Source organism: Rathayibacter sp. AY1A3 (assembly GCF_002930975.1).
Lineage (GTDB): Bacteria > Actinomycetota > Actinomycetes > Actinomycetales > Microbacteriaceae > Rathayibacter.
This window is the reverse complement of record NZ_PSTO01000003.1, coordinates 26,453-47,799: the sequence shown is the minus strand read 5'-3', so window position 1 is coordinate 47,799 and position 21,347 is coordinate 26,453. Positions and strand designations below refer to the sequence as shown.

Sequence of the window (21,347 nt, the reverse complement as noted above, 5' to 3'; positions counted from 1 at the left end):
CTCCACAGGGGAGGAGTGCGGTCAGCGGAGCCAGACGTCGCTGCGGACCCGGAGCCCGAGGGTGACCGCGCGGGCGCCGAGGAAGCCGACGGCGAAGGCGAGCCAGAGCGCGAGGAGGCGCCATTCGGCGGGCGCGGCGGGGGCGAGCAGGGCGAGCGGGACGAAGATGGCGAGGTTCGCGAGGCCGCTGAGCGCCAGGTAGCGGCCGTCGCCGGCGCCGATCAGCACGCCGTCGAGCACGAAGACGTAGCCGCCGAGCGGAGCGGTGAGGCCCACGACGGCGATCGCCGCGGGCAGCAGCCGCAGCACCTCCGGGTCGCTCGAGAAGACGTACGGCAGGACACCGCTCAGACCGGTGACCAGCGCTCCGAGCACTGCACCCGCACCGATTCCCCAGGTCACACAGCGTTTCGTGACGGCGCGGGCCTGCTCGGCGTCGCCCGCGCCGAGGAGGCGGCCCAGCAGCGCCTGTGCGGCGATCGCGACCGCGTCGAGGGCGAAGGCGACCGTCGAGAACAGCGTCATCGCCACCTGGAAGGCGCCCAGCTCCTCCGCCCCGAGCGAGGTGGCGGTCGCGACCGCGAGAAGGATCGCCGCGCGGAGGCTCGCGGTGCGCAGCAGCATCCAGCCGCCGGATCCCGCGGACGAGGCCAGGCCAGCGAGGTGCGGCCGCAGCGGCGCGCCGACCCTCCGGGCGAGCCGCAGCGCGACTCCCGCGTAGGCCGCGAGCATGGCCCACTGCGCGATCACCGTCCCCAGTGCGGAGCCGGTTATCCCCAGGCCGGCCGGGTAGATCAGCACGGCGTTGAGAGCGGCGTTGAGGGCGAATCCGCCGGCGGCGATCACCAGCGGAGTGCGGGTGTCCTGGAAGCCGCGGAGGAGCCCGGTGAGCGCGAAGACGCCGAGCATGGCGGGGATCCCGGCCATGCTCACCGCCAGGTACCGCACGCCCGCCTCGGCCACCGCCGGTTCCGCGCCGAAGAGCGCCACGACGGCCGGAGCGGTCAGCGCGCCCACCACGGCGATGCCGGCGCCGAGGAGCAGGGCCAGCCAGCCGCCGTCGATCCCGGCCGCCACGGCCCTCCGCTCGTCGCCCTCGCCGAGGGCCCGGCCGACCCGCGGAGTGGTGCTGTACGCGAGGAAGACCATGAGGCCGACGATCGTCTGCAGCACCGTGCCGCCCAGCGCGAGCCCGGCGAGCGGGACGGCGCCGAGATGGCCGACCAGGGCGGAGTCGGTGAGCAGGAACAGCGGCTCGGCGACCAGCGAGCCCAGCGCCGGGACGGCGAGCCGGAGGATGCTGCGGTCGAGGGCGGAGGTCACCGCTCGACGCTAGCGGCTGCCGCAGCCCCGGGACGGGCGTACCGTGGGCGGGATGCAGCGCTTCGGGATCGGGCTGGCGGCCGTGGGCCGGCCGGCGTACATCACGGCAGGGCGCGACGACGACCTCGGCCCTGCGGCCGAGCGGAGCGTCGACGCGCTGCGGGAGCGCACGCACCTGCTGCTCGACGCGGCGTGGGACGCCGGCGTCCGCTTCCTCGACGCCGCGCGCTCCTACGGGCGGGCGGAGGAGTTCCTCGGCGGCTGGCTCGCCCGGCATCCGGAACGGCGTGCGGCGCTCACGATCGAGTCGAAGTGGGGCTACGAGTACGTCGGCGGGTGGGCGATGGACGCGCCGGTGCACGAGCGCAAGGAGCACTCGGTCGCGATGCTCGACCGCCAGTGGCCGCTCACGCTCGACGCGCTCGGCTCGGCGCCCGACTCCTACCTCGTCCACTCGATCACTCCCGAGAGCCCGGCCCTCACCGACCGCCCGCTGCTGGACCGACTACGCGGCCTCGCGGGCTCCGGAGTGCGCGTCGGCCTCTCCACCAGCGGACCCGAGCAGGCGCGCGTGATCGAGCTCGCCCGCGCGATCCCGGAGTCGCCGTTCAGCGCGGTCCAGAGCACCTGGAACCCGCTCGAGCAGTCCGCGGGCCGGGCGCTCGCCGCCGCGCACGACGACGGCTGGCTGGTGGTGGTCAAGGAGGCCCTCGCCAACGGGAGGCTCGTGGCGCACCCGATCGAGCACGCCGGCGCCGCGCCGGACGCCGTCGCCCTGGGGGCCGCCCTCGCGCAGCCCTGGGCCGACGTCGTGCTGAGCGGCGCGGCGACTCCGGAGCAGCTGCGGGCCAACCTGCGCGCGCAGCCTGTGGAGCTCGCGGATCTCCCGGCGCTCGCCGTGGATCCGGCCCGCTACTGGGCCGAGCGCTCCGCTCTCGACTGGACCTGAGAGCACTCGAACGAAGTGAGGCGTGCGCTCCGGCGCCGCACCGGATAGCGTTCCTCTCAGCGCCCCGTCTGCCCTCTCTGCGAGGGCTGGCGCGCGGATCGGCCCTCGTGATATCGCCCGAGGGGATCCGCCCCGGCCCGCCACCCCTCTTCGAGTGCGGGCGAATCGAGCTTTCCTCCGCGCCCTTCCGAGTACCCCCGCCGGTCCTAGCGTGACGCGCAGGTCGTCGATGCGGCCGGCTCGCCATCACCCCCAGGCGAGCGTTCGATCCTCGATCCGACGCCCAGCGGAGTGCCCCCATGTCCCGTGCCCGAACAGTCCTCCTCGTCACCGCCGCCCTCGTCGCGGGCCTGCTCACGGCGCCGAGCGCCGCGTCGGCCGCGACTCCCGGGACCACTCCCGTGACGGGCTTCGAGAGCGGCTCGCCCGCGCTCGCGACGGTGACCGGCACGGCCTCCACGGCCGTCTCCGACGACAGCACGGAGGGCGACTCGTCGCTCGAGGTCGCGTACGACGTCACCGGGGGGCTCGCCGAGCTCGGCTTCGACCCGCTGCAGGCGCCCGTCATCCCCGCGCCCGCCTCGGCCCTGACGGTCGACCTCCGCGGCGACGGCTCCTACAACACCGTCTACCTGCGGGTCCGCGACACGAGCGGCGAGACCTTCGTGCACCGCGTCGACGCGATGCGCTCGACCCAGTGGCAGACGCTCACCGTCGACCTGACCGCGGAGCCGGTGGCCCGCGACGGCGGCGACGGCAACGGAGTCATGGACGCGCCGCTCACCGTGGCCGGCGTCCTCGTGGTCCGCAACGGCGAGCAGCCGCCGACGGGCACGTTCGCCCTCGACGACCTGCGCGCGGACACCACCGGCTGGACCCTCCCCGTCGCCGCCTCGACCTACGTCGCCGCCGGGGCGAGCGCCGCGCTCTCCTTCGACGCCGGATCCGCGGGCGACTGGGAGCTGCGGCTCGCGGACGCCGCCGGGCTCTCGCGCACCCTCACCGGCACGGCCGCCGCGGCGGGTCCCGTCGCCGTCGACTGGGACGGACGCGACGACTCCGGAGCCGCGATGACCGGCGACGTGCGCGCGGTGCTCCGCCAGGACGACTCGGCCGACGGCTCCCTCGCCGCCGCGACGACGACCGGCGTCCCGTTCCTGCTCACCCTGGCCGCGGCCGACGACCCCGACGCGACCTCGGTGGTCGAGGCCTTCGACGGCGGAGACGCCGGCTGGGGAGTCGCCACCGGATCCGCCACCCTGCGCCGCGCCTCCGCGGCCGGGGGCGGCGCGACCGGCACCGAGGGCACCGACGCGCTCGCCGTCGACTACGACCTCACCGACGGCATGGCCGGCATCACGCGGACCGCTCCGCTCGACGTCGCCACCGGCCCGGTCACGGGGCTGAAGGTCGACCTCAAGGGCGACGGCAGCTACAACACGGTCTACCTCCGCGTCACCGACGCGAGCGGCGAGGCGTTCACCTACCGGATGGACGCGATGCGGCAGACCACCTGGACCACGGTGCCCATCGACCTCACCCAGGACCCGGTGCTCGCCGAGGGGGGCAACGCCGACTCCGTGCTCGACATGCCGCTGACGCTGACCGGCTTCTACGTCGTGCGCAACGGCGAGCAGTCCGCCACCGGCTCGCTCGTGCTCGACAACCTGCGCGCGGTGAGCAGCCGGTGGACGATGCCGGTCGCCGACACCGAGTTCCTCGTGCCGTCGGAGGGCGGAGTCGCGAGCCTCGCGTTCTCGGCCGCCACGGCCGGCGACTGGATGATCGTCCTCCGCGACGGCACCGGCCGCAGCCGCTCCCTCACCGGCACCCTCGCGGAGCCCGGCGAGACCGCCGTGCAGTGGGACGGGAAGGCCGACGACGGCCAGGAGATGGACGGCCCGATCCGCAGCACCTTCCTGCAGGACTCGACCCCGGACGGGCAGTTCTCCGCGTCGCGGACCCGCTCGGCGACTCCGACCCTGCTGACCGTCGCCGCGGCGCAGCCGTCGACGACCAGCGTGGTCGAGGGCTTCGAGGGCGCGGCGTCGGGCTGGAGCGTCGCGATGGGCTCGGCGGCGGTCTCGCGCACCAGCGCGCAGAAGACCCAGGGCTCCTATGCCCAGCGGATCGACTACGACGTCTCGTCGGGCCTGGTCGAGACGGTGCAGAGCACCCCCGCGACCGTGATCGCGAAGCCGGCCTCCTCGCTCCGGATCGACCTCAAGGGCGACGGCACCTACAACACCGTCTACACGCGCCTCCGCGACGCCTCGGGCGAGACCTTCACCTACCGGCTCGACGCGATGCGCTCGACGGCGTGGGCGACGATCGACGTCGACCTCACCGCTCCGGCCGCGCTGATCGAGGGCGGCGACGGCGACCAGGTGCTCGACTTCCCGGTGAAGCTCTCCGGCGTGATCATCGTGCGCAACGGCAGCCAGCCCGCCACCGGGACCGTCGTGCTCGACAACCTGCGCACCCTCGCCACCGGCTGGTCGCTGCCGACGGCCGCGACCGCGTTCTTCACCCCCGGCGCCTCGGCGACCACCTCGTTCTCCTTCACCGCGGCAGGCCCGGGCGACCACCGCCTCGAGCTGCGCGACAAGGAGGGGCGCGTGAAGACGATCACCGGGCGTGCGGCCGCGGCCGGCCCGGTCACCCTGACCTGGGACGGCTCGGACGACTCCGGGACCCGCATGCGCGGCGACGTCAGCGGCGTCTTCTCCCAGGACGGGACGGACGACGGCGTCCTCGCCTCGAACGCCACCCGCAGCGGGATCCCGCTCCTGCTGACCCTTGCGGAGATCGACGCGGACGCGAGCCTCGCGCAGTCCTTCGACTCCGCCGGGACCGACTGGGTGCAGGCCGCCGGCACCGCGACCCCCTCGACCTCGGCCACCCGCACCGAGGGTTCGGGCGCGCTGAAGATCTCCTACGACCTCTCCCGCGCCGACGCCGAGATCGAGACCGCGACGACTCCGGTGCCGCTGCTGACGCAGCCCGCGACCGCGCTCAAGGTCGACCTGCTCGGCGACAGCAGCTGGAACACCGTGTTCCTCAAGCTGCGCGACGCCACCGGCGAGATGTTCTTCTACCGCGTCGACGCGATGAGCCTCAGCCGGTGGACGACCGCGACGATCGACCTCCGGTCGCCCGCCGCGAACACCCACCTCGGCAACGACGACGGCGTGCTCGACTACCCGGTCTCGCTGGTGCGGATCAACGTGGTGCGCAACGGCGCCTCGGCCCCCGCCACCGGCACCGTCGTGCTCGACAACCTGCGCGTCCTCGACAAGGACTGGACCCTGCCGACCGCGAGCGCCGCCCGCTTCTCCCGCGAGAACGCGGCCACCACGACCGTCCGCTTCACGGCGGGCGGGCCCGGCGACTACGCCCTGGTGCTGCGCGACAGCGCCGGCCGCACCCGCACCTTCGGCGGGACCGCCGCCGCCGCGGGCGAGATCACCGCGGCCTACGACGGCACCGACGACAGCGGAGCCGCGATGGCCGGCAGCATCGCCGGACGCCTCACCTGGGACACGACCGCCGACGGCGCGCTCTCGGGAGCCGCCACGGCGACCCGCCCCTACCTCACCGGAGTGAGCGCCCGGGTCACCGAGGCGTCGCCCACGTCGATCAGCGGCATCAACAGCTTCCTCACCGAGCAGGACTCGCCCGTCGAGGCCGACCGGCAGGCCGCCCTCCTCGAGGACGCGCAGGTGCGCTGGGCCCGCGAGGAGTTCGAGTGGAAGCGCGTCGAGCCGCGGAAGGGCTTCTACGACTGGGCGAAGTTCGACCAGGCCGTCGCGATCAGCCAGGCGCGCAACGTCGACATGATCGGGAAGCTCGCCTACTCCGCGCCCTGGGCCTCGTCGGCCCCGGCCGGCACCGCGGCGGAGGACGCCCAGTACTACCCGCCGCGCAGCAACGCCGACTTCGCGTCGTACGCGGCGGCGACCGTGGCCCGGTACAAGGACCGCGTGAACGTCTGGGAGGTGTGGAACGAGCCGAACACCGACTACTACTGGCGCGGAGGCGCCACGGCCGGCCAGTACGGCGAGATGCTGAAGGCCGCGTACACGGCGATCAAGGCCGTGGACCCGACCGCGACCGTGCTGGTCGGCGGGCTCGACCAGTTCAGCGACCCGTTCATGGCGGGCGTGCTGGCGGCCGGGGCGGGCGACTCCTTCGACGGACTCGCGATCCACACGTACACGGTCGACGGAGCGCCCGAGACGGGAGCGATCCCGACCTACCTCGACGCGGCGCAGAACTTCCTCACCCGCAGCGCGCCGGGCCGGAGCCTGTGGATCACCGAGGTCAGCTGGGCGACCTGCACCACCTGCACCGGCGCCACCAGCGAGGCCGATCAGGCGTCGTACCTCTCGCGCTCCTACCTCGACGCCGCGGCCCGCGGGATCAAGGCGATCGCCTGGTACAACCTCGTCGGAGGCCCCGACCCGCAGGCGCCGCTGGACACCTTCTCGGTGACCGAGCGCTCCGGCCGGCAGAAGCCCGCGTACGCGGCGCTGAAGGAGGTCGGCGCGGTCCTCGCGACCGGCACCGCGGTCGGCCGGGCGAGCGCGACCGCCTCCGCCTCGCCGGTGAAGGTCGACGACCTCGCCTCCACGAGCGGATGGGCCGTGGCGCCGATCGGCGGCGGGACCGCCTCGCTGGCCGCGACGTCGACCGGCTACTCCGGCTCGGGTGCGCTGAAGCTGACGTACGACTTCTCCGGCGCCTCGAAGGGCGCGCAGCTGCACACCTCGCGCACCCTCCCCGGCTCGCCGACAGCGGTCTCGGTCTGGGTCAGCGGCGACGCGAGCACCAGCCCCGTCTACCTGAAGCTGCAGGACGCGACCGGGGAGACCTTCCAGGGCCTCGTCGGCAACGTCGGCGGCTCGCCGTGGCAGAAGATGACGCTGTTCTCGGACGGGCTGAACGCGAACTACACGCACTCCGGCGGCGACGGGGACGGGGTGTGGGACTACCCGGTGAAGCTCGTGGACGCCTTCGTCTACAAAGCGATGTCGGGCATCTCCTCCGGCACGGTCTCGATCGACGACGTGACGGCCGACTACGGAGTGAATCTGCACGGGACGGTGCTGCAGACGCCGACCGAGACGGTGCAGGCGCTCTACACCGCGGGCCCGTCGACGGCCTCGGTGCAGGTCTCGGGGGCGACGGCGTCGATCCGGACCACCGCGGGCAGCACGGCGCTGACCGTCGCCGACGGCCACGCGACCGCGACGCTCGGCCGGACGCCGGCGTTCGTGGTCTCGGCGCCCGCGGTGACCCGCCCCGGCGGCACGACGACGCTCGACTGGATGACCGGCGACGGTGCGACGACCAGTGTCGCGGTGCTCACGGCGTCCGGCGGAGTCGCGAAGCAGCTGACCTCGTCGATCCGCCACCTCGCGGGCCGGCAGACCCTCGCCTGGGACGGACGTCTGACGAACGGCGCCGTCGCCCCGGCCGGGTCGTACAGCATGCGCATCACGACGACGACGCTCGACGGACGCACCAGCGTGCAGAAGGTCGCGTTCACGCAGCCCTGACGCGGATCGCTGCGGGACGGCCGCTCCTCGACTCTCCAGAAGTTGTCGCACTCGGGTGTCGAGTGCGACAACTTCTGGACAGTGGGGGAGCGGCGGCCGGCGCTCAGAGGGCGGCGAGGATGGCCGCGGCCGTCGCGGCGTCCGTCACGAGCGTGTTGATCAGCGAGCCGCGGACGGCGCCGATGATGCTCGCGGTCTTCTCCGCCCCGACCGCCACGCCCACGGCGTGCGGCACGGCGGCCAGGTCCTCGCGCGAGACGCGGACCATCCGGTCGCTGCCCGGGAACTCGAGGGCGCTCCCGTCGGCATGGAAGAAGTTGAGGCAGACGTCGCCCGCCGCGTCGTCGAAGAGGCCCTCGTCCGAGGGCAGGCCCGACGACAGGTTGTCGCGCGTCGCCGTCGGTGCGCCGATCCCGAGCAGAGCGCCCTTCGCGGTGCTCCACAGCTTCCGCACCTCGAGGAAGGCGGGGTCCTCCTCGAGGCCGGAGCGCATCGCGGGACTCGGGAACGACTGGGCGAAGAGGAAGCTGGACCGCGCTCCGCTGGCTTCGGCGGCCATCCGGGTGATCTCGTTGGTCTGGAACCAGGGCTGCGGCTCCGCCTGCCCGCCCACGGCCGGGACCATGGTGACCCCGGGGAGCCGGGGGAGCAGGCCCGACCGGGCGATGTCGTGCACGGTCCGGCCGAGGGACATCAGCAGGGCGTCGCCGCTGCGCAGCTCCATCTCGGCGAGGGCGGCGGCCACGGGGACCGCGAGGTCGCGGCCGAGCGTGGAGGCGTGCGTGACCGCGGCCAGGTGGACGGAGCGGAGCCCCAGGGCGTCGCGCAGGGCGTCGGCCGTGCCGGCGGTCGCGTCCTCGAACGGGTCGACGACGGTGATGCGCACGAGGCCGAGCCGGCGGGCCTCCGCGATGAGGCGGCTCACCGTGGGGCGGGAGACGTCGAGGCGGGAGGCGATCTCGACCTGGGTGGCATCCTCCACGTAGTACATCCGCGCCGCCTGGAAGACGACGTCGAGCGGGAACCTCTCGTTCCGGGACGACGGGGAGGGCGGAGTCACGTGCGACATTCTCTCCTGTTCCCGGCCGCTCCGCAGAGGGGCCGTCGGCCGCGACCGCCGGCCCGGAGGGGGGCCGGGCCGGCGGTCGCGGACGTCATTCGGTCGGGATCACTCCGAGAGGGTGAAGGGCTCGGTGACCTTGTCGGCGTTGTCCTTGGTGATCAGGATGCAGTCGAAGGCCTGCTTCTCCTCCGAGGCGCCGGTCTCGCCGGTGCGGAGGAAGGAGTCGGCCTGCTTGACGGCCTCCGCGGCGAAGGTCGCGACGGGCTGGAGCACGGTGTACTGCAGCTCGCCGGCCTTGACCGCGTCGATCGCGTCGGGGGAGCCGTCGAAGCCGCCGACCTTGACCTGGTCGAGCTTGCCCGCCTCCTTGAGCGCGGCGATCGCGCCGAGCGCCATCTCGTCGTTGCCGGAGATGACGCCGGTCACGTCGGGGTTCGCCTGCAGGATCGACTGCATCTTGTCGTGGCCCTGCGTGCGGTCCCAGTTGCCGACCTGGTTCGCGACCTCGACGAGGCCGGGGTACTGCGAGATGACCGTGGCGTAGCCGTTGGAGCGGGTCTGCGCGTTGTTGTCGGAGGGGGATCCGAACAGCTCGGCGTAGTTCCCGGTGTCGCCCACGTCGGCCACCCACTGCTGGGCGCCGAGCGCGGCTCCCTGCGCGTTGTTCGAGACGAGCTGCGCCTTCGCGAGCCCGGTCTCGTTGATCTCGGCGTTCACGAGGATCACCGGGATGCCGGCGGCGTCCGCCTTCTTCACCGCTCCGACCGATCCGTCGGCGTTCGCCGGGTCGAGGATGATCGCGACCGACTTGTTCGTGATGGCCGTGTCGATGAGCGTGCTCTCGGTGTTCGTGTCGCCCTTGGAGGCGCCCACGTTCGCGGTGTAGCCCAGCGACTCCGCCTCGGACTTCGCCACATCGCCCTCGGTCTGCCAGTAGGGGTTGGCGGGGTCGTTGACGATGATCGAGATCAGCCCGCCCTCCGAGGAGCCCGTGCCCGCGGAGGACCCGGAGGAGGAGGCGCCCGAGTCGGAGGAGCATCCGGAGAGGACGAGGGTGAGCCCCGCGCCCGCGGCGAGCACCGTTGCCAGCTTGCGGTTCATTGTTGTTCCTTTCACTGTGGTCCGATCGGCGGTGGCCGATCGAGGTCTTCTCGGGCGGATCGGCCTAGGCGGCCGGGGTGCCCGATGTCTGGGGGACGGGCAGGGGTGCGCCCGAGTCGGAGGCGGGCCGCGGGCCGGAGCCGGCCCCGCCGCGCCGGGGCCTCCCGCGGTACTGCACCGCGTTCAGCAGGACGGCGAAGACGATCACCGCGCCGGTGAAGACGGTCTGCCAGTACGACGAGACGCCGATGATCACGAGGCCGTCGGAGAGGAAGCCGATGACGAACGCGCCGAGCAGCGTGCCGCGGACCGTGCCGACTCCTCCGGTGAGCGCGGCGCCGCCGATCACGACGGCGGCGATCGCGGTGAGCTCGTACGAGCTGCCGGCGGTGGGGCTGGCGCTGGTGAGCTCGGAGGAGAGGATGAGCCCGGCGATCGAGGCGAACAGGCCCGACAGCACGTAGACGCGGACCTTCACCCGCTTCACCGGGACGCCCGAGAGCTCGGAGGCGCGCTCGTTGCCGCCCGAGGCGTAGAGCCAGCGGCCGAACACCGTGCGGTTCAGGAGCAGGCTGACGACGACCGCGACGACGATCATGATCACGACGCCGATCGGCAGGCCGAGCAGGCGGTTGAAGCCCAGCCAGTCGAATCCGGTGTTGCCGAGCTCGGGCTGCCCCGCCAGATCGTTGTAGGTGAGCCCGTCGGTCATCAGCAGGCCCACGCCGCGGACGACGTAGAGCATGCCGAGGGTGGCGACGAACGGCGCGACCTTGAACCGCGCCACGAGGACGCCGTTGACCAGGCCGATCAGCGCTCCGGCTCCGCAGGAAAGCACGACGACCACCCAGAGAGCGGGGTAGAGCGTCACTCCGCCGATCTGCACCCCCTGCATCAGGAATCCGGCGATCACGCCCGAGAAGCCCAGGGTGGAGCCGACCGAGAGGTCGATGCCGCCGTTGAGGATGACGAGGAGCATCCCGATGGCGAGGATCGCGTAGACCGCGACGTGCGAGGACATCGTGAGGAGGTTGCCGACCGTGAAGTAGTTCGGCGAGAGGATCGAGAACACGACGATGATCGCGATCAGGGCGAAGAACGCGCGCCCCTGCAGCAGCAGTCGGCCGAGGTCGAACCCGTCCTTGAAGAGCGCGGGGCGTCGCTGCCCGGTCGCGGTGGAGGTCATTGAGGGCTTCCGTTCGGTAGTGGTCACGAGATCACGGCCTCACCGGAGGCGGCCATGATGTCTTCTTTGGAGACGTCCGAGCCGAACTCGGCCGAGATCCGGCCGCGGCTCATCACGACGATCCGGTGGGCGATGCTCAGGCACTCGCCCACCTCGGAGGTGGTGTAGACGACGGCGAGGCCCTCGCGGGCGCGCTCGGCGAGGAGCTTGAAGACCTCGGCCTTGGCGCCGATGTCGATGCCGCGGCTGGGCTCGTCGAGGAGGATGACGTCGGGGCGGGTGGCGAGCATCTTGCCGATGACGACCTTCTGCTGGTTGCCTCCGGAGAGGGAGCCGATCATCGCCTCGCCGCCCGCGGTCTTCACGTGCACCGTCCGGATGGAGTCGGCGACGAGGTCCGCCTCGCGGCGGGGGGAGAGGAAGAGGCCCCTCACGAAGGAGCCGATGCTCGCCAGCGAGAGGTTCCGCCCGACGGTCATGGTCTGCACCAGGCCGTCGCGCTGGCGGTCCTCGGGCACGAGGCCCAGGCCCGCGTCGATGCGCTGCGCGATCGACATCCCGGCGAGGTCCCGGCCGTCCTTGGAGACGGTGCCGGCCGTCACGGCGGTGCGGCCGGCGACGGCCTCGAGCAGCTCGGTGCGCCCCGCCCCCATCAGTCCGTAGAGGCAGACGATCTCGCCCTTGCGGACGTCGAGGTCGATCCGGTCGACGACGTCGCGGCCGGGGACGGACGGGTCGGCGACGCTCACGCCGCGCACCGAGAGGGCGACGTCGCCGAACGCGTAGCCGGTGGGCGGGGAGCCGAGGTCGAAGCCCTCGCCGACCATCGCCCGCACGACCCAGGCGAGGTCGATGTCGGCGGCCGGCGCGGTCGCGGTGACCGAGCCGTCGCGGAGGACGACGGCGTGGTCGGTGATCTCGAGCGCCTCCTCGAGGTGGTGCGAGATGTAGACGATCGAGACGCCCCGGGCGGTGAGGTCGTGGATGACGGTGAAGAGCACCTCCACCTCGGCGGCGCTGAGAGCGCTGGTCGGCTCGTCCATGATTAGGATCCGCGCGTCGACCGAGAGGGCTCGGGCGATCTCGATCAGCTGCTGCTGGCCCAGGCGGAGGTCCGAGACGAGCGTCAGCGGGTCGATGTCCTCGCCCAGCTCGTCGAGGACGGCGCGGGCACGGCGGGCCTCCTCGGCGTAGTCGACGCCGGAGGGGCCGGTGATCTCGCGGCCGAGGAAGATGTTGTCGCGCACCGAGAGGTTGGGGGCGAGGCTCAGCTCCTGGTGGATGATCGAGACGCCGTGCTCGCGGGCGTCGACCGTGTCCTCGAAGGCGACCGGGACGCCGTTCAGGACGATCCCGCCCGAGGTGGGCTGCTCGACTCCGGACAGGATCTTCATCAGCGTCGACTTCCCGGCGCCGTTCTCGCCGAAGAGGGTCGTGACCTGGCCGCGGTGGACGGAGAAGCCGACGCCCTTGAGCGCGCGGGTGGCTCCGTAGGTCTTGACCACGTCGACGGCCTCGAGCACGACCTCGCCGATGCCGGCGACGGGGGCCGGCGCGCTCACTGGACCACCAGCTCGGACGGCGTGACGAGCCACCCGGCGGGGTTGATCAGCTGGAAGGCTCCGGTCACCTGGATCGTCCTGCCCTCGAGCGCGGTCGTGTCCACCGGGCCGAGGACCGTGGTCTTCAGCTGCTCGTTGAGGGCGCTCGCCGCGTCCTGGTAGGCGATCTGGTTGGTGAACTGGCCGAACTCGATGGTGCCGGTCGCGTCGCGGAGGTCGGTGCCGTTGATCGCCGGGCCGGTCTGCACGCGGATGAGCACGTCGGCGGGGACGCCCTCGACGGTGACGGGGTAGATGCCGTTCTGTCCTGCGCCGACCGTGCCGGTGAAGGTGGTCGAGAACTCGGGGCCGGTGCCGCCCGGGACTCCGTACTGCGCGGCGGCGGCGGTGCTGTCGGCCGCGATCGCCGCGGCGAGGGTGGGGGCGTCGATCGCGCGCTCGGCGATGCCCTCCTGGACGACCGGGAAGTTCTCGGCGGCCCACGCCTCGGCGGAGAAGGCGGCCGGGCCGGCGCCGAGGTCCGAGTCGGCACCGACGACCTTGGTGCTGAACGCCATCGCGGCGATCGCCACGACGACGACGCCGCCGAGGATCAGCGTGCGGCGCGGGAGGCGGCGCGCGCCCCGGGCCGGGGCGGCGCTCATCGCCGCACCGCCGTGATCGGCGAGCGTCCGCCGATCGGGAGCCGGCTCGGGGCGGGAGGGAGTGCACGCATCATCGCGGAGGTCCATTCACTGGTCGGGGAGTGCTGCAGCGACGACGTCCGGGGGGCGGCTCCGTCGCTGCGGGAGACCGAGCGCGTCGGCCTCCGACGAAGAAATTATGTTCACCACACAATTTCCGCAAGGTCCGAGACCGGATTGCTCCTCGATCCGCAGGTCGGATCCAGGAACAGAAATTCTGTTCTTGACAACTGTTCCGGATCGCGTAGGTTCTGGAAGGCCGCGACGAAGCGGCCCCGCGAACCGACGGAGGCTCCCCCATGACCACCACGACCCCTTCCCCGCAGACGCTGGGAGACACCGGCTCCGACGTGCCCGACACCATGCGCGCCGTCGTCGTCCACGGCCCGGAGGACTACCGCCTCGAGACCGTGCCCGTGCCGGTCCCCGCCGAGGGCGAGCTCCTGCTGCGCGTCGACGCCGTCGGCGTCTGCGCGAGCGACCTGAAGTGCTACCACGGCGCCGCCAAGTTCTGGGGCGACGAGAACCGCCCCGCCTGGGCCGAGCGCGACCGGATCGCCGGACACGAGTTCGTCGGCACGGTCGTCGCCGGCGACGACGCGGCACTCGCCAAGCGCGGCGTCGCGCTCGGCGACCGCATCGCCTGCGAGCAGATCGTCCCCTGCTGGGAGTGCCGCTACTGCCTGATGGGCGCCTACTGGATGTGCGGACCGCACGACATGTTCGGCTTCAAGGGCTTCGACGGCGCGATGGCCGAGTACGTGCGGGTCCCGACCCGCGCGCTCACCCACCCGGTCAGCCGCGACCTCGCCCCGCAGGTCGCCGCGTTCTGCGAGCCCCTGTCCTGCGCGATGCACGCGGTCGAGCGCGGCGGCATCACGTTCGGCGACGTCGTCGTCATCGCCGGCGCCGGCCCGATCGGCCTCGGCGCGATCGCGGGCACCCGCCAGAAGAACCCGAAGCTCGTCATCGCCCTGGACATGAGCGACGACAAGCTGGCCCTCGCCACCAAGGCGGGCGCCGACATCGTGATCAACATCACGAAGCAGGACGCGGTCGCCGTCGTCAAGGAGCTCACCGGCGGCTACGGCGCCGACGTCTACATCGAGGCGACCGGGCACCCGTCGGCCGTCTCGCAGGGCCTCAACCTCCTGCGCAAGCTCGGCACCTACGTCGAGTACTCGGTCTTCGGCTCCAACGCCTCCGTCGACTGGTCGATCATCAGCGACGACAAGGAGCTCAACGTCCTCGGCGCCCACCTCGGCCCGAACTGCTGGCCCGCCGCGATCAAGCTGCTCGAGAGCGGCGTCCTGCCGATGGACGAGATCTGCACGCACCAATTCCCGCTGGAGCAGTTCCAGGAGGCGCTCGACCTCGTCGCCGACAGCGCGGGAGGGTCGGTCAAGGTCTCCATCGTGCCGTCGCTGACCGAGGCGGTCGTCGCGGCGGATGCGCGGAGCTGACCCGCATGACGACGATCTACGACGATCCCGACGAGTTCGCCGAGGACCAGCTCGCCGGCTTCCTCGCCCTCTACGCCGACCGACTCCGAGGAGTGCCGGGAGGCGTCGTCACGCACCGCACCGAGGGCGCCGCGCCCCAGGTGGCGGTCGTGATCGGCGGCGGTTCCGGCCACTACCCCGCCTTCTGCGGCACCGTCGGCCCGGGCCTGGCGACGGGCGCCGTGGTGGGCAACATCTTCACCTCGCCCTCCGCGGCGCAGGCGTACTCCGTCGCGAAGGCGGCCGACCAGGGCCGGGGCGTGGTGTTCAGCTTCGGCAACTACGCCGGCGACATCATGAACTTCGGCATCGCGGCCGAGCGCCTGCGCAAGGAGGGCGTCGACACCCGGATCGTCGTGGTCACCGACGACATCGCGTCAGCCGAGGAGATCGAGAGGCGCCGCGGCATCGCGGGCGACTTCTCGGTGTTCAAGGCGATGGGAGCCGCGGCCGCGGAGGGTCTGACCCTCGACGAGGTCGAGCGGGTGGGGAACGCCTGCAACGCCGCCACCCGCACACTCGGCGTCGCGTTCTCGGGCTGCACGATGCCCGGTGCCGCCGAGCCGCTGTTCAGCGTGCCGGAGGGGCACCTCGGCCTGGGACTCGGCATCCACGGCGAGCCGGGCATCCGCGACGTCGAGCTGCTGCGCGCCGCCGATCTGGCCGACCTCTTCGTCGACCGGCTGCTCGCCGACCGGCCGGAGGGAGGCGCGACCCGCGTCGCTCCGATCCTGAACGGGCTCGGCACCACGAAGTACGAGGAGCTGTTCCTGCTCTGGCGCCACATCGCGCGGCGCCTCGAGGAGGCCGGCGTGCAGACCGTCGAGCCCGAGGTCGGCGAGCTCGTCACGAGCCTCGACATGGGCGGCGTCTCGCTGACCCTGCAGTGGCTCGACGACGAGCTGGAGCGCTTCTGGCGCGCCGACGCGTACACGCCGGCGTACCGCCGCGTCGCGGCTCCCGTCGCCGCCCTCCTCGTCCCCGCGAGCGGCGCCGACGCCGAGGCCGGAGCGGAGGAGTCCGCCCCGCCGGCGACCGCCGCCGCCGTCGCCCTGGCCGCAACGGTGCGCGAGGCGCTCGCCGCCGTCCACGAGCTGCTGCGGCGCGAGGAGGAGACGCTCGGCCGGATCGACGCGGTCGCGGGAGACGGCGACCACGGCCGCGGGATGCTCAAGGGCATCGGAGCCGCGACCCGGCGCCTCGACCGGATCGACGGGGGTGCGGGCGGAGCCTGGCTCCTCTCGCGCGCCGGCCAGGCCTGGGCGGAGCAGGCCGGCGGCACGTCCGGCGTGCTGTGGGGGGCGGCGCTCGAGGCGCTCGCCGCCTCGCTGACGGACTCCCGTGAGGAGTACCCGCCCGCCGCCGTCGTCGACGGCGTCGACGCCTTCGCGGAGTCGATCGTCGACCTGGGGCGCGCGAGCGAGGGGGACAAGACCATGCTCGACGCCCTCCTCCCGTTCGCCCGCACCCTGCGGGAGCGCGTTCACTCGGGCTCCCCGCTCGTCGAGGCGTGGCGGGAGGCGGCCGGGACCGCCGTCGCCCGCGCCGCGGCGACGGCGGACCTGCGGCCGAAGGTCGGCCGCGCACGACCCCTGGCCGAGAAGAGCCTGGGCACACCGGACGCCGGAGCGACGTCGATGGGGATGATCCTGACCACGGTCGGGGACGTCCTCGGCGCGCGCGCGTCCGCGAGCAGAGGAGTACCGGCATGAGCCGCACCTACCGGATCGTCGTCGGATCGGACGACGCGGGCTTCGACTACAAGGAGGCGCTGAAAGCGGATCTCCTGGCCGACGACCGCGTGTCGCTGGTGACCGACGTCGGCGTGGACGCCGCGACCCACACCGACTACCCCGACATCGCGGTCACGGCCGCCCTGATGGTCGCCGACGGCGCCGCCGACCGCGCGCTGCTGATCTGCGGCACGGGGCTCGGAGTCGCGATCGCGGCCAACAAGGTGCCGGGGATCCGCGCGGTCACCGCGCACGACTCCTTCTCGGTGGAGCGCTCGGTGCTCTCCAACGACGCGCAGGTGCTGTGCATGGGGCAGCGGGTGATCGGACTCGAGGTCGCCCGGCGGATGGTCCGCGAGTGGCTGGGCTACGAGTTCGATCCGTCGAGCGCGTCGGCGGGCAAGGTCGCGGCGATCTGCGGGTACGACGGCAGCGCGCCGGTCGGGGTGGACGCCTGAGGGCGGGGAGGGCCCGCGGGCGGGATCAGTCCCGGCCGCGCCGTCCGAGGCGGTGCACGGTGTCCCGGGTCTCGCGGTAGAGCCGGCGGTAGTCGGAGTAGGCCTCGTCGTGGAACGCGGCGGTCGCCGGATCCGGACGGAGCCTCGCCGCCGGCGGGTTCCACGCGTCGATGTCGACCTCGGTCACGAGCCCCGCGGCGAGTACGGCCGAGCCGTAGGAGGCTCCGATCGACACCGTCGGGATCACCTGCTCGAGGCCGCAGACGTCGCTGACGATCTGCGGCCAGAGCGGCGTGGACGCTCCTCCGCCCGCCCCCACGAGGCTCTCGACCGGGACGCCGTGCCCGGTCAGCACCTCGAGGTGGTGCCGCACGGCGTAGGCCGTCGACTCGAGGACGGCGCGGTAGAGGTCGCCGCGGGTGTGCGAGAGCGAGAGCCCGATGATCACGCCGCGCGCCTCGGGATCGGCGATCGGGGAGCGCTCGCCCGCGAAGTAGGGGAGCGCGAGCAGCCCGTTCGCCCCGGTCCCGGAGCGCTCGGCCTCGTCGAGGAGCTCGGCCCGGTCGGCGCCGGTGAGCCGGCGCACCCAGTCGGTGACGGCGCCGGAGGTGGCCGTGCCCCCGGCGGCGGTCGGCTCGCCGGGCCCGGCGCCGACGGTCGTCCACAGACCGTCGAGCGGAGCGGGCTCGGCCATCGGCGCGACCAGGAACATCGTCGTCCCGTACTGCAGGAACACCCGGCCGGGGCGCCGCTTCCCGGCGCTCAGCGACTCCGACCACGCGTCGATGCTCCCGAAGACGACCGGGACGCCCTCGGGCAGCCCGGTCTCCGCGGCGGCCCGCGGGGTCACGCGGCCCGCGGTGTCGCCGGGCCAGCCGAGCCTCGGCAGCGCGAGCCCGGGCGCGAGCAGCTCGGCCCACTCCGGGATCCAGGCCTCCGCCGTCACGTCGTAGAGCGGCGTGCACTGGCTGGCGGAGTGGTGGTCGAGGACGTACTCGCCGGTCAGCAGCTCGACGATCCGCGATGAGGGCATGGTGAAGCGCGCGGCGCGCGCCCAGAGCTCCGGCTCCGAGCGCGCGGCCCACGCGAGCTTGAGCCCGGCGGCCTGCGCCGAGAGCCCCGAGCCGGTCCGCGCCCGCATGGCGCTCTCGCCGCCCAGCAGCGCGTGCACCTCATCGATCAGGCCGACCGCGCGGGTGTCCACGCCGTAGAGGATCGCGGGGCGCAGCGGCCGGCCGTCGGCGCCGGTCAGCAGGACGCACGGCCCCATCCCGCTGACGCCGACGGCGACCACGTCGGACCCCGGCGCGGCGGCCCTGAGCTCGGCGGCCAGCCCGCGGAACTCGTCCCACCAGACGTCGGAGTCCATCTCGACGAGCCCGCGGCCGGGCCGGTCGACGGAGTGGGCGCGGGACGCCTCCGCGACGACGGCGCCGTGCGCGTCGACCAGGACCGCCTTGCTGCTCGAGGTGCCGATGTCGACTCCGAGGACGACCTCCACGCTGCGACCTCCCTCGGCTCCGGCGGCCGCGGCCACCGCCATGGAGCTTACGGGCGGGCCCGGTCGTCCTTCCCGCCGTCGCGCTCTCCGGGAGCGTCCTCCCGGAGGATCCCGAGGAACGCGGCGAAGGCGCCGTGCGCGTCGACCGAGTCGTCGAGGAGCCACTGCAGCTGCAGTCCGTCCATCACGGCCACGAGGAGCGCGGCGGCGTGGTGGGGCGGGAGGCTCGCCCCGTCCCCGGAGCCGGCCGCCTGCTCGAGCTCCTCGCTGTACATCCCGCGCACCCGCGCGTAGCGCTCGAGGAAGAAGGCGTGGGCCGGGTGGTCGCGCGCGACGGCCTCGCCGGAGACGGTCGTGAACACCTCGGTGATCGACGGCTCCTCGAGCACCTGGTCGAAGAGGGAGCGGAGGGAGTCGAGCAGCTCGTCGCCGCGGGTGTGCGCGTGCTGGTCCGCGTGCTCCCGGTCGCGCTGCTCCAGCACGGCGATCAGGAGCTCGTCCTTCGTGGCGAAGTGGTGCCGCAGCCCCGTGAAGGTGATCCCGGCCTCCTCCGCGATGCCCCGCATGGAGGCGCCGCTGAAGCCGAGCTGCGCGAAGACGCGTCGCGCGGCGCTGAGGATGTTCGCGCGCTGGGCCGCGGACTTCGCGTAGGGCCCGCGCGCTCCGGTGCTCGCCACGAGGTCAGCATACGCATTTCGGCCAAAATGTTGCACGTGAGCTGTTTTGTGGGTTAGCTTCTCGCTGTTCGACGATGACGCGGATTGGATCGCCATGGCCCTCACCCCCCAGCACCGACCGATGACGGCCCTGGCCGACACCTGGATCGGGGTCAACTTCTGGTCCCGCGCGGGCGGACCCCTGATGTGGCGCTCCTTCGATCCGGAGCTCGTGGCCGAGGAGCTGCAGACGGTCGCCGACCACTCGCTGACGATGACGCGCTCGTTCTTCTTCTGGCCCGACTTCCACCCGGAGCCGTACCGCATCGACGAGGACCTGTGCGACTCCTTCGCGACCTTCCTCGACCTGCACCTTGCAGCAGGGCTTCGGACCATCCCCACCTTCCTCGTCGGCCACATGTCCGGCGAGAACTGGGACCCGGCCTGGCGCAACGGGCGCGACCTGTACCAGGACGTCTGGATGGTGGGCCGCCAGGCCTGGTTCATCCAGGAGATGACGCGCCGCTTCACCGAGCACCCCGCGGTCGCCGGCTGGCTGATCTCGAACGAGATGCCCCTCTACGGCGGCGGCGGCGGGCTGATGAGCCCCGCCGAGCAGGTCGACCAGGGCGCCGTCCGGACCTGGGCGGAGCTGATGGTCGCCGCCGTGCGCGCCGCCGGCGGGCACCAGCCCGTCTCCCTGGGCGACGGCGCGTGGGGCGCCGAGGTCATGGGCCAGGACAACGGCTTCCGGCTGAGCTGGTCGGCGCCGCTGTCCGACTGGCTGGGCCCGCACTCGTACCACATGAGTGACGACCCGGTCCGGCAGAACCTCATCCCCGCCGTCAACGCCGAGCTGTGCGCGCCGTTCGGCAAGCCCGTGCTGCTGGAGGAGTTCGGCGTGACCACCGAGTTCTCGGCCGACGCGAACGCGGCCGACTACTACCGCCAGGTGCTCCACTCCACGCTCGCCGCGGGCGCCACCGGCTGGCTCGGCTGGAACAACACCGACTTCGACCTCGACGACCAGGCCCCCTACACGCACCGCCCCTTCGAGCTGCACTTCGGGCTGACCACGGTCGACGGCACTCCCAAGCCCGCGTTCGGCGAGCTCGCCTCCTTCGCCGCGACCGTGCGCGAGCACGGACTGGACCACTGCCGCCGCGCCGACTCCCGGACCGGCCTGGTCGTCAGCGCCTACCTCGACGGCGGCTACCCGTTCTGGGGGCCGGAGGAGGCGCCCGCGATGCGCGACGCGATCATCGAGGGGTACATCGCGGCGCGGCTCGCCGACCTCGCGCCGGCGATCGTCCGCGACGCCGCCGACCTCCCCGCGCTGCCGCTGCTGCTCGTGCCCTCGGCGAAGGCGATCACCACGCCCGGAGCCCGCGCGCTCGAGGCGGCGGCCCGCGCCGGCTCCACCGTGTGGGTCACCTTCTGCTCCGGGGACACCCTGAACCAGCGCGGCTGGTGGTGGCCGGGCGTCGACGCGACCTTCGGCGTCCGCCACGCGGCGCGCTACGGGCTCGCCGAGCCGGTCGCCGGAGACTCCGTCTCCTTCACGTTCGAGCGGGACTTCGGCTCGATCCGGGCCGGGGAGGAGCTCGTCCTCCCGGTCGGCGGCTCGAGCGTCGCCCGGGCCCGGCTCCCGATCACGGCCGACGACGACCGCGTCGTCGCCCGCGACGGCGAGGGCCGCCCGGCGATCGTCCTCCGGGAGGTCGGCGAGGGGAGGCTGGTGCTCTGCACCTATCCGCTCGAGCTGTTCGCGGCGCGCACCCCCTTCGTCGACCGCGGCGACCTCGTCCGCCTCTACGACGCGCTCGCCGAGATCGCCGACGCCCGCGGGGAGGCCGCCGTCTCCGCCCCCGACGTCTACGCCGACCTGCTCCTGCGCGAGGACGGCGTCCGGTTCGCCGTCGTCGTCAGCGAATCGGAGGAGGAGCGCGACGTGGTCGTGCGCGTCGGCGCCGACCGCCGGCCCCTCCTCCTCCGCCCCTTCGGCGCCGCGATCCTCCCCTTCGGACCGCTCCCCGCCTCCTGAGCACCGTCTCCGCACTCCCCGCACC

The 21,347-nt window shown here is 73.1% G+C and carries 14 protein-coding genes; 6 read left to right on the top strand and 8 right to left on the bottom strand.

Annotation, left to right across the window (positions count from 1 at the left end):
- Nucleotides 1–21: 21 nt before the first annotated feature.
- Nucleotides 22–1,323 (bottom strand): MATE family efflux transporter, encoded by a 1,302-nt coding sequence (locus C5C10_RS02025; protein ID WP_104328393.1) that lies wholly within the window; start codon nt 1,321–1,323, stop codon nt 22–24.
- Between the two features lie 52 nt (nt 1,324–1,375).
- Here C5C10_RS02025 and C5C10_RS02020 point away from each other — a divergent pair, with 52 nt between their 5' ends.
- Both C5C10_RS02020 and C5C10_RS17475 read left to right on the top strand, forming a co-directional pair.
- Nucleotides 1,376–2,272, top strand: coding sequence for an aldo/keto reductase (locus tag C5C10_RS02020; protein WP_104328435.1), 897 nt, complete (start codon nt 1,376–1,378; stop codon nt 2,270–2,272).
- Between the two features lie 299 nt (nt 2,273–2,571).
- Complete coding sequence (locus tag C5C10_RS17475; RefSeq protein WP_146082088.1) at nt 2,572–7,833, top strand: FlgD immunoglobulin-like domain containing protein; 5,262 nt, start codon at nt 2,572–2,574, stop codon at nt 7,831–7,833.
- Between the two features lie 103 nt (nt 7,834–7,936).
- On the opposite strand, the gene C5C10_RS02010 is transcribed toward C5C10_RS17475, so the two are convergent.
- From C5C10_RS02010 to C5C10_RS01990, 5 genes are all read right to left on the bottom strand, one after another.
- A complete protein-coding gene (locus C5C10_RS02010) occupies nt 7,937–8,893 on the bottom strand; it encodes a sugar-binding transcriptional regulator (RefSeq protein ID WP_219813144.1) in 957 nt (318 codons plus the stop codon).
- 108 nt (nt 8,894–9,001) lie between these two features.
- The gene (locus C5C10_RS02005) at nt 9,002–9,997 is read right to left on the bottom strand and encodes a D-ribose ABC transporter substrate-binding protein (protein ID WP_104237983.1); all 996 of its coding nucleotides are present in this window, start codon (nt 9,995–9,997) and stop codon (nt 9,002–9,004) included.
- Between the two features lie 64 nt (nt 9,998–10,061).
- Complete coding sequence (locus C5C10_RS02000; RefSeq protein ID WP_104237982.1) at nt 10,062–11,183, bottom strand: ABC transporter permease; 1,122 nt, start codon at nt 11,181–11,183, stop codon at nt 10,062–10,064.
- A gap of 23 nt (nt 11,184–11,206) precedes the next feature.
- On the bottom strand, nt 11,207–12,745 hold the full coding sequence (locus C5C10_RS01995; protein ID WP_104314064.1) for a sugar ABC transporter ATP-binding protein: 1,539 nt from the start codon (nt 12,743–12,745) through the stop codon (nt 11,207–11,209).
- Nucleotides 12,742–13,389: a DUF2291 family protein gene (locus C5C10_RS01990; protein WP_104328434.1), complete on the bottom strand. Its 648-nt coding sequence runs from the start codon at nt 13,387–13,389 to the stop codon at nt 12,742–12,744. Before C5C10_RS01990 ends, C5C10_RS01995 begins: the two co-directional genes overlap by 4 nt.
- Nucleotides 13,390–13,727: 338 nt before the next feature.
- Here C5C10_RS01990 and C5C10_RS01985 point away from each other — a divergent pair, with 338 nt between their 5' ends.
- The 3 genes from C5C10_RS01985 to C5C10_RS01975 are packed head-to-tail and all read left to right on the top strand — an operon-like array spanning nt 13,728 to nt 17,121.
- The gene (locus C5C10_RS01985) at nt 13,728–14,891 is read left to right on the top strand and encodes a zinc-binding dehydrogenase (RefSeq protein WP_104328392.1); all 1,164 of its coding nucleotides are present in this window, start codon (nt 13,728–13,730) and stop codon (nt 14,889–14,891) included.
- 5 nt (nt 14,892–14,896) lie between these two features.
- Nucleotides 14,897–16,642 carry a dihydroxyacetone kinase family protein gene (locus C5C10_RS01980; RefSeq protein ID WP_104237979.1) on the top strand — a complete coding sequence of 582 codons (1,746 nt, stop codon included), beginning with the start codon at nt 14,897–14,899 and terminating at the stop codon, nt 16,640–16,642.
- The gene (locus C5C10_RS01975) at nt 16,639–17,121 is read left to right on the top strand and encodes a ribose-5-phosphate isomerase (protein WP_104328391.1); all 483 of its coding nucleotides are present in this window, start codon (nt 16,639–16,641) and stop codon (nt 17,119–17,121) included. Before C5C10_RS01980 ends, C5C10_RS01975 begins: the two co-directional genes overlap by 4 nt.
- 25 nt (nt 17,122–17,146) lie before the next feature.
- Here the strand turns inward: C5C10_RS01975 and C5C10_RS01970 are convergent, their stop codons facing one another.
- Nucleotides 17,147–18,622 (bottom strand): FGGY-family carbohydrate kinase, encoded by a 1,476-nt coding sequence (locus tag C5C10_RS01970; RefSeq protein WP_258060355.1) that lies wholly within the window; start codon nt 18,620–18,622, stop codon nt 17,147–17,149.
- A gap of 47 nt (nt 18,623–18,669) precedes the next feature.
- The gene (locus C5C10_RS01965; RefSeq protein ID WP_219812429.1) at nt 18,670–19,299 is read right to left on the bottom strand and encodes a TetR/AcrR family transcriptional regulator; all 630 of its coding nucleotides are present in this window, start codon (nt 19,297–19,299) and stop codon (nt 18,670–18,672) included.
- A 94-nt stretch (nt 19,300–19,393) separates the two neighbouring features.
- Here C5C10_RS01965 and C5C10_RS01960 point away from each other — a divergent pair, with 94 nt between their 5' ends.
- Complete coding sequence (locus C5C10_RS01960; protein ID WP_104328390.1) at nt 19,394–21,322, top strand: cellulase family glycosylhydrolase; 1,929 nt, start codon at nt 19,394–19,396, stop codon at nt 21,320–21,322.
- The last annotated feature ends 25 nt before the right edge of the window (nt 21,323–21,347 follow it).

Excerpts from the sequence above, each read along its gene's own strand:
- C5C10_RS02020 (WP_104328435.1), top strand. The coding sequence starts at position 1,376 with ATGCAGCGCTTCGGGATCGGGCTGGCGGCCGTGGGCCGGCCGGCGTAC.
- C5C10_RS17475 (WP_146082088.1), top strand. The coding sequence starts at position 2,572 with ATGTCCCGTGCCCGAACAGTCCTCCTCGTCACCGCCGCCCTCGTCGCG.
- C5C10_RS02005 (WP_104237983.1), bottom strand. The coding sequence starts at position 9,997 with ATGAACCGCAAGCTGGCAACGGTGCTCGCCGCGGGCGCGGGGCTCACC.
- C5C10_RS02000 (WP_104237982.1), bottom strand. The coding sequence starts at position 11,183 with ATGACCTCCACCGCGACCGGGCAGCGACGCCCCGCGCTCTTCAAGGAC.
- C5C10_RS01990 (WP_104328434.1), bottom strand. The coding sequence starts at position 13,389 with ATGAGCGCCGCCCCGGCCCGGGGCGCGCGCCGCCTCCCGCGCCGCACG.
- C5C10_RS01985 (WP_104328392.1), top strand. The coding sequence starts at position 13,728 with ATGACCACCACGACCCCTTCCCCGCAGACGCTGGGAGACACCGGCTCC.
- C5C10_RS01980 (WP_104237979.1), top strand. The coding sequence starts at position 14,897 with ATGACGACGATCTACGACGATCCCGACGAGTTCGCCGAGGACCAGCTC.
- C5C10_RS01975 (WP_104328391.1), top strand. The coding sequence starts at position 16,639 with ATGAGCCGCACCTACCGGATCGTCGTCGGATCGGACGACGCGGGCTTC.
- C5C10_RS01960 (WP_104328390.1), top strand. The coding sequence starts at position 19,394 with ATGGCCCTCACCCCCCAGCACCGACCGATGACGGCCCTGGCCGACACC.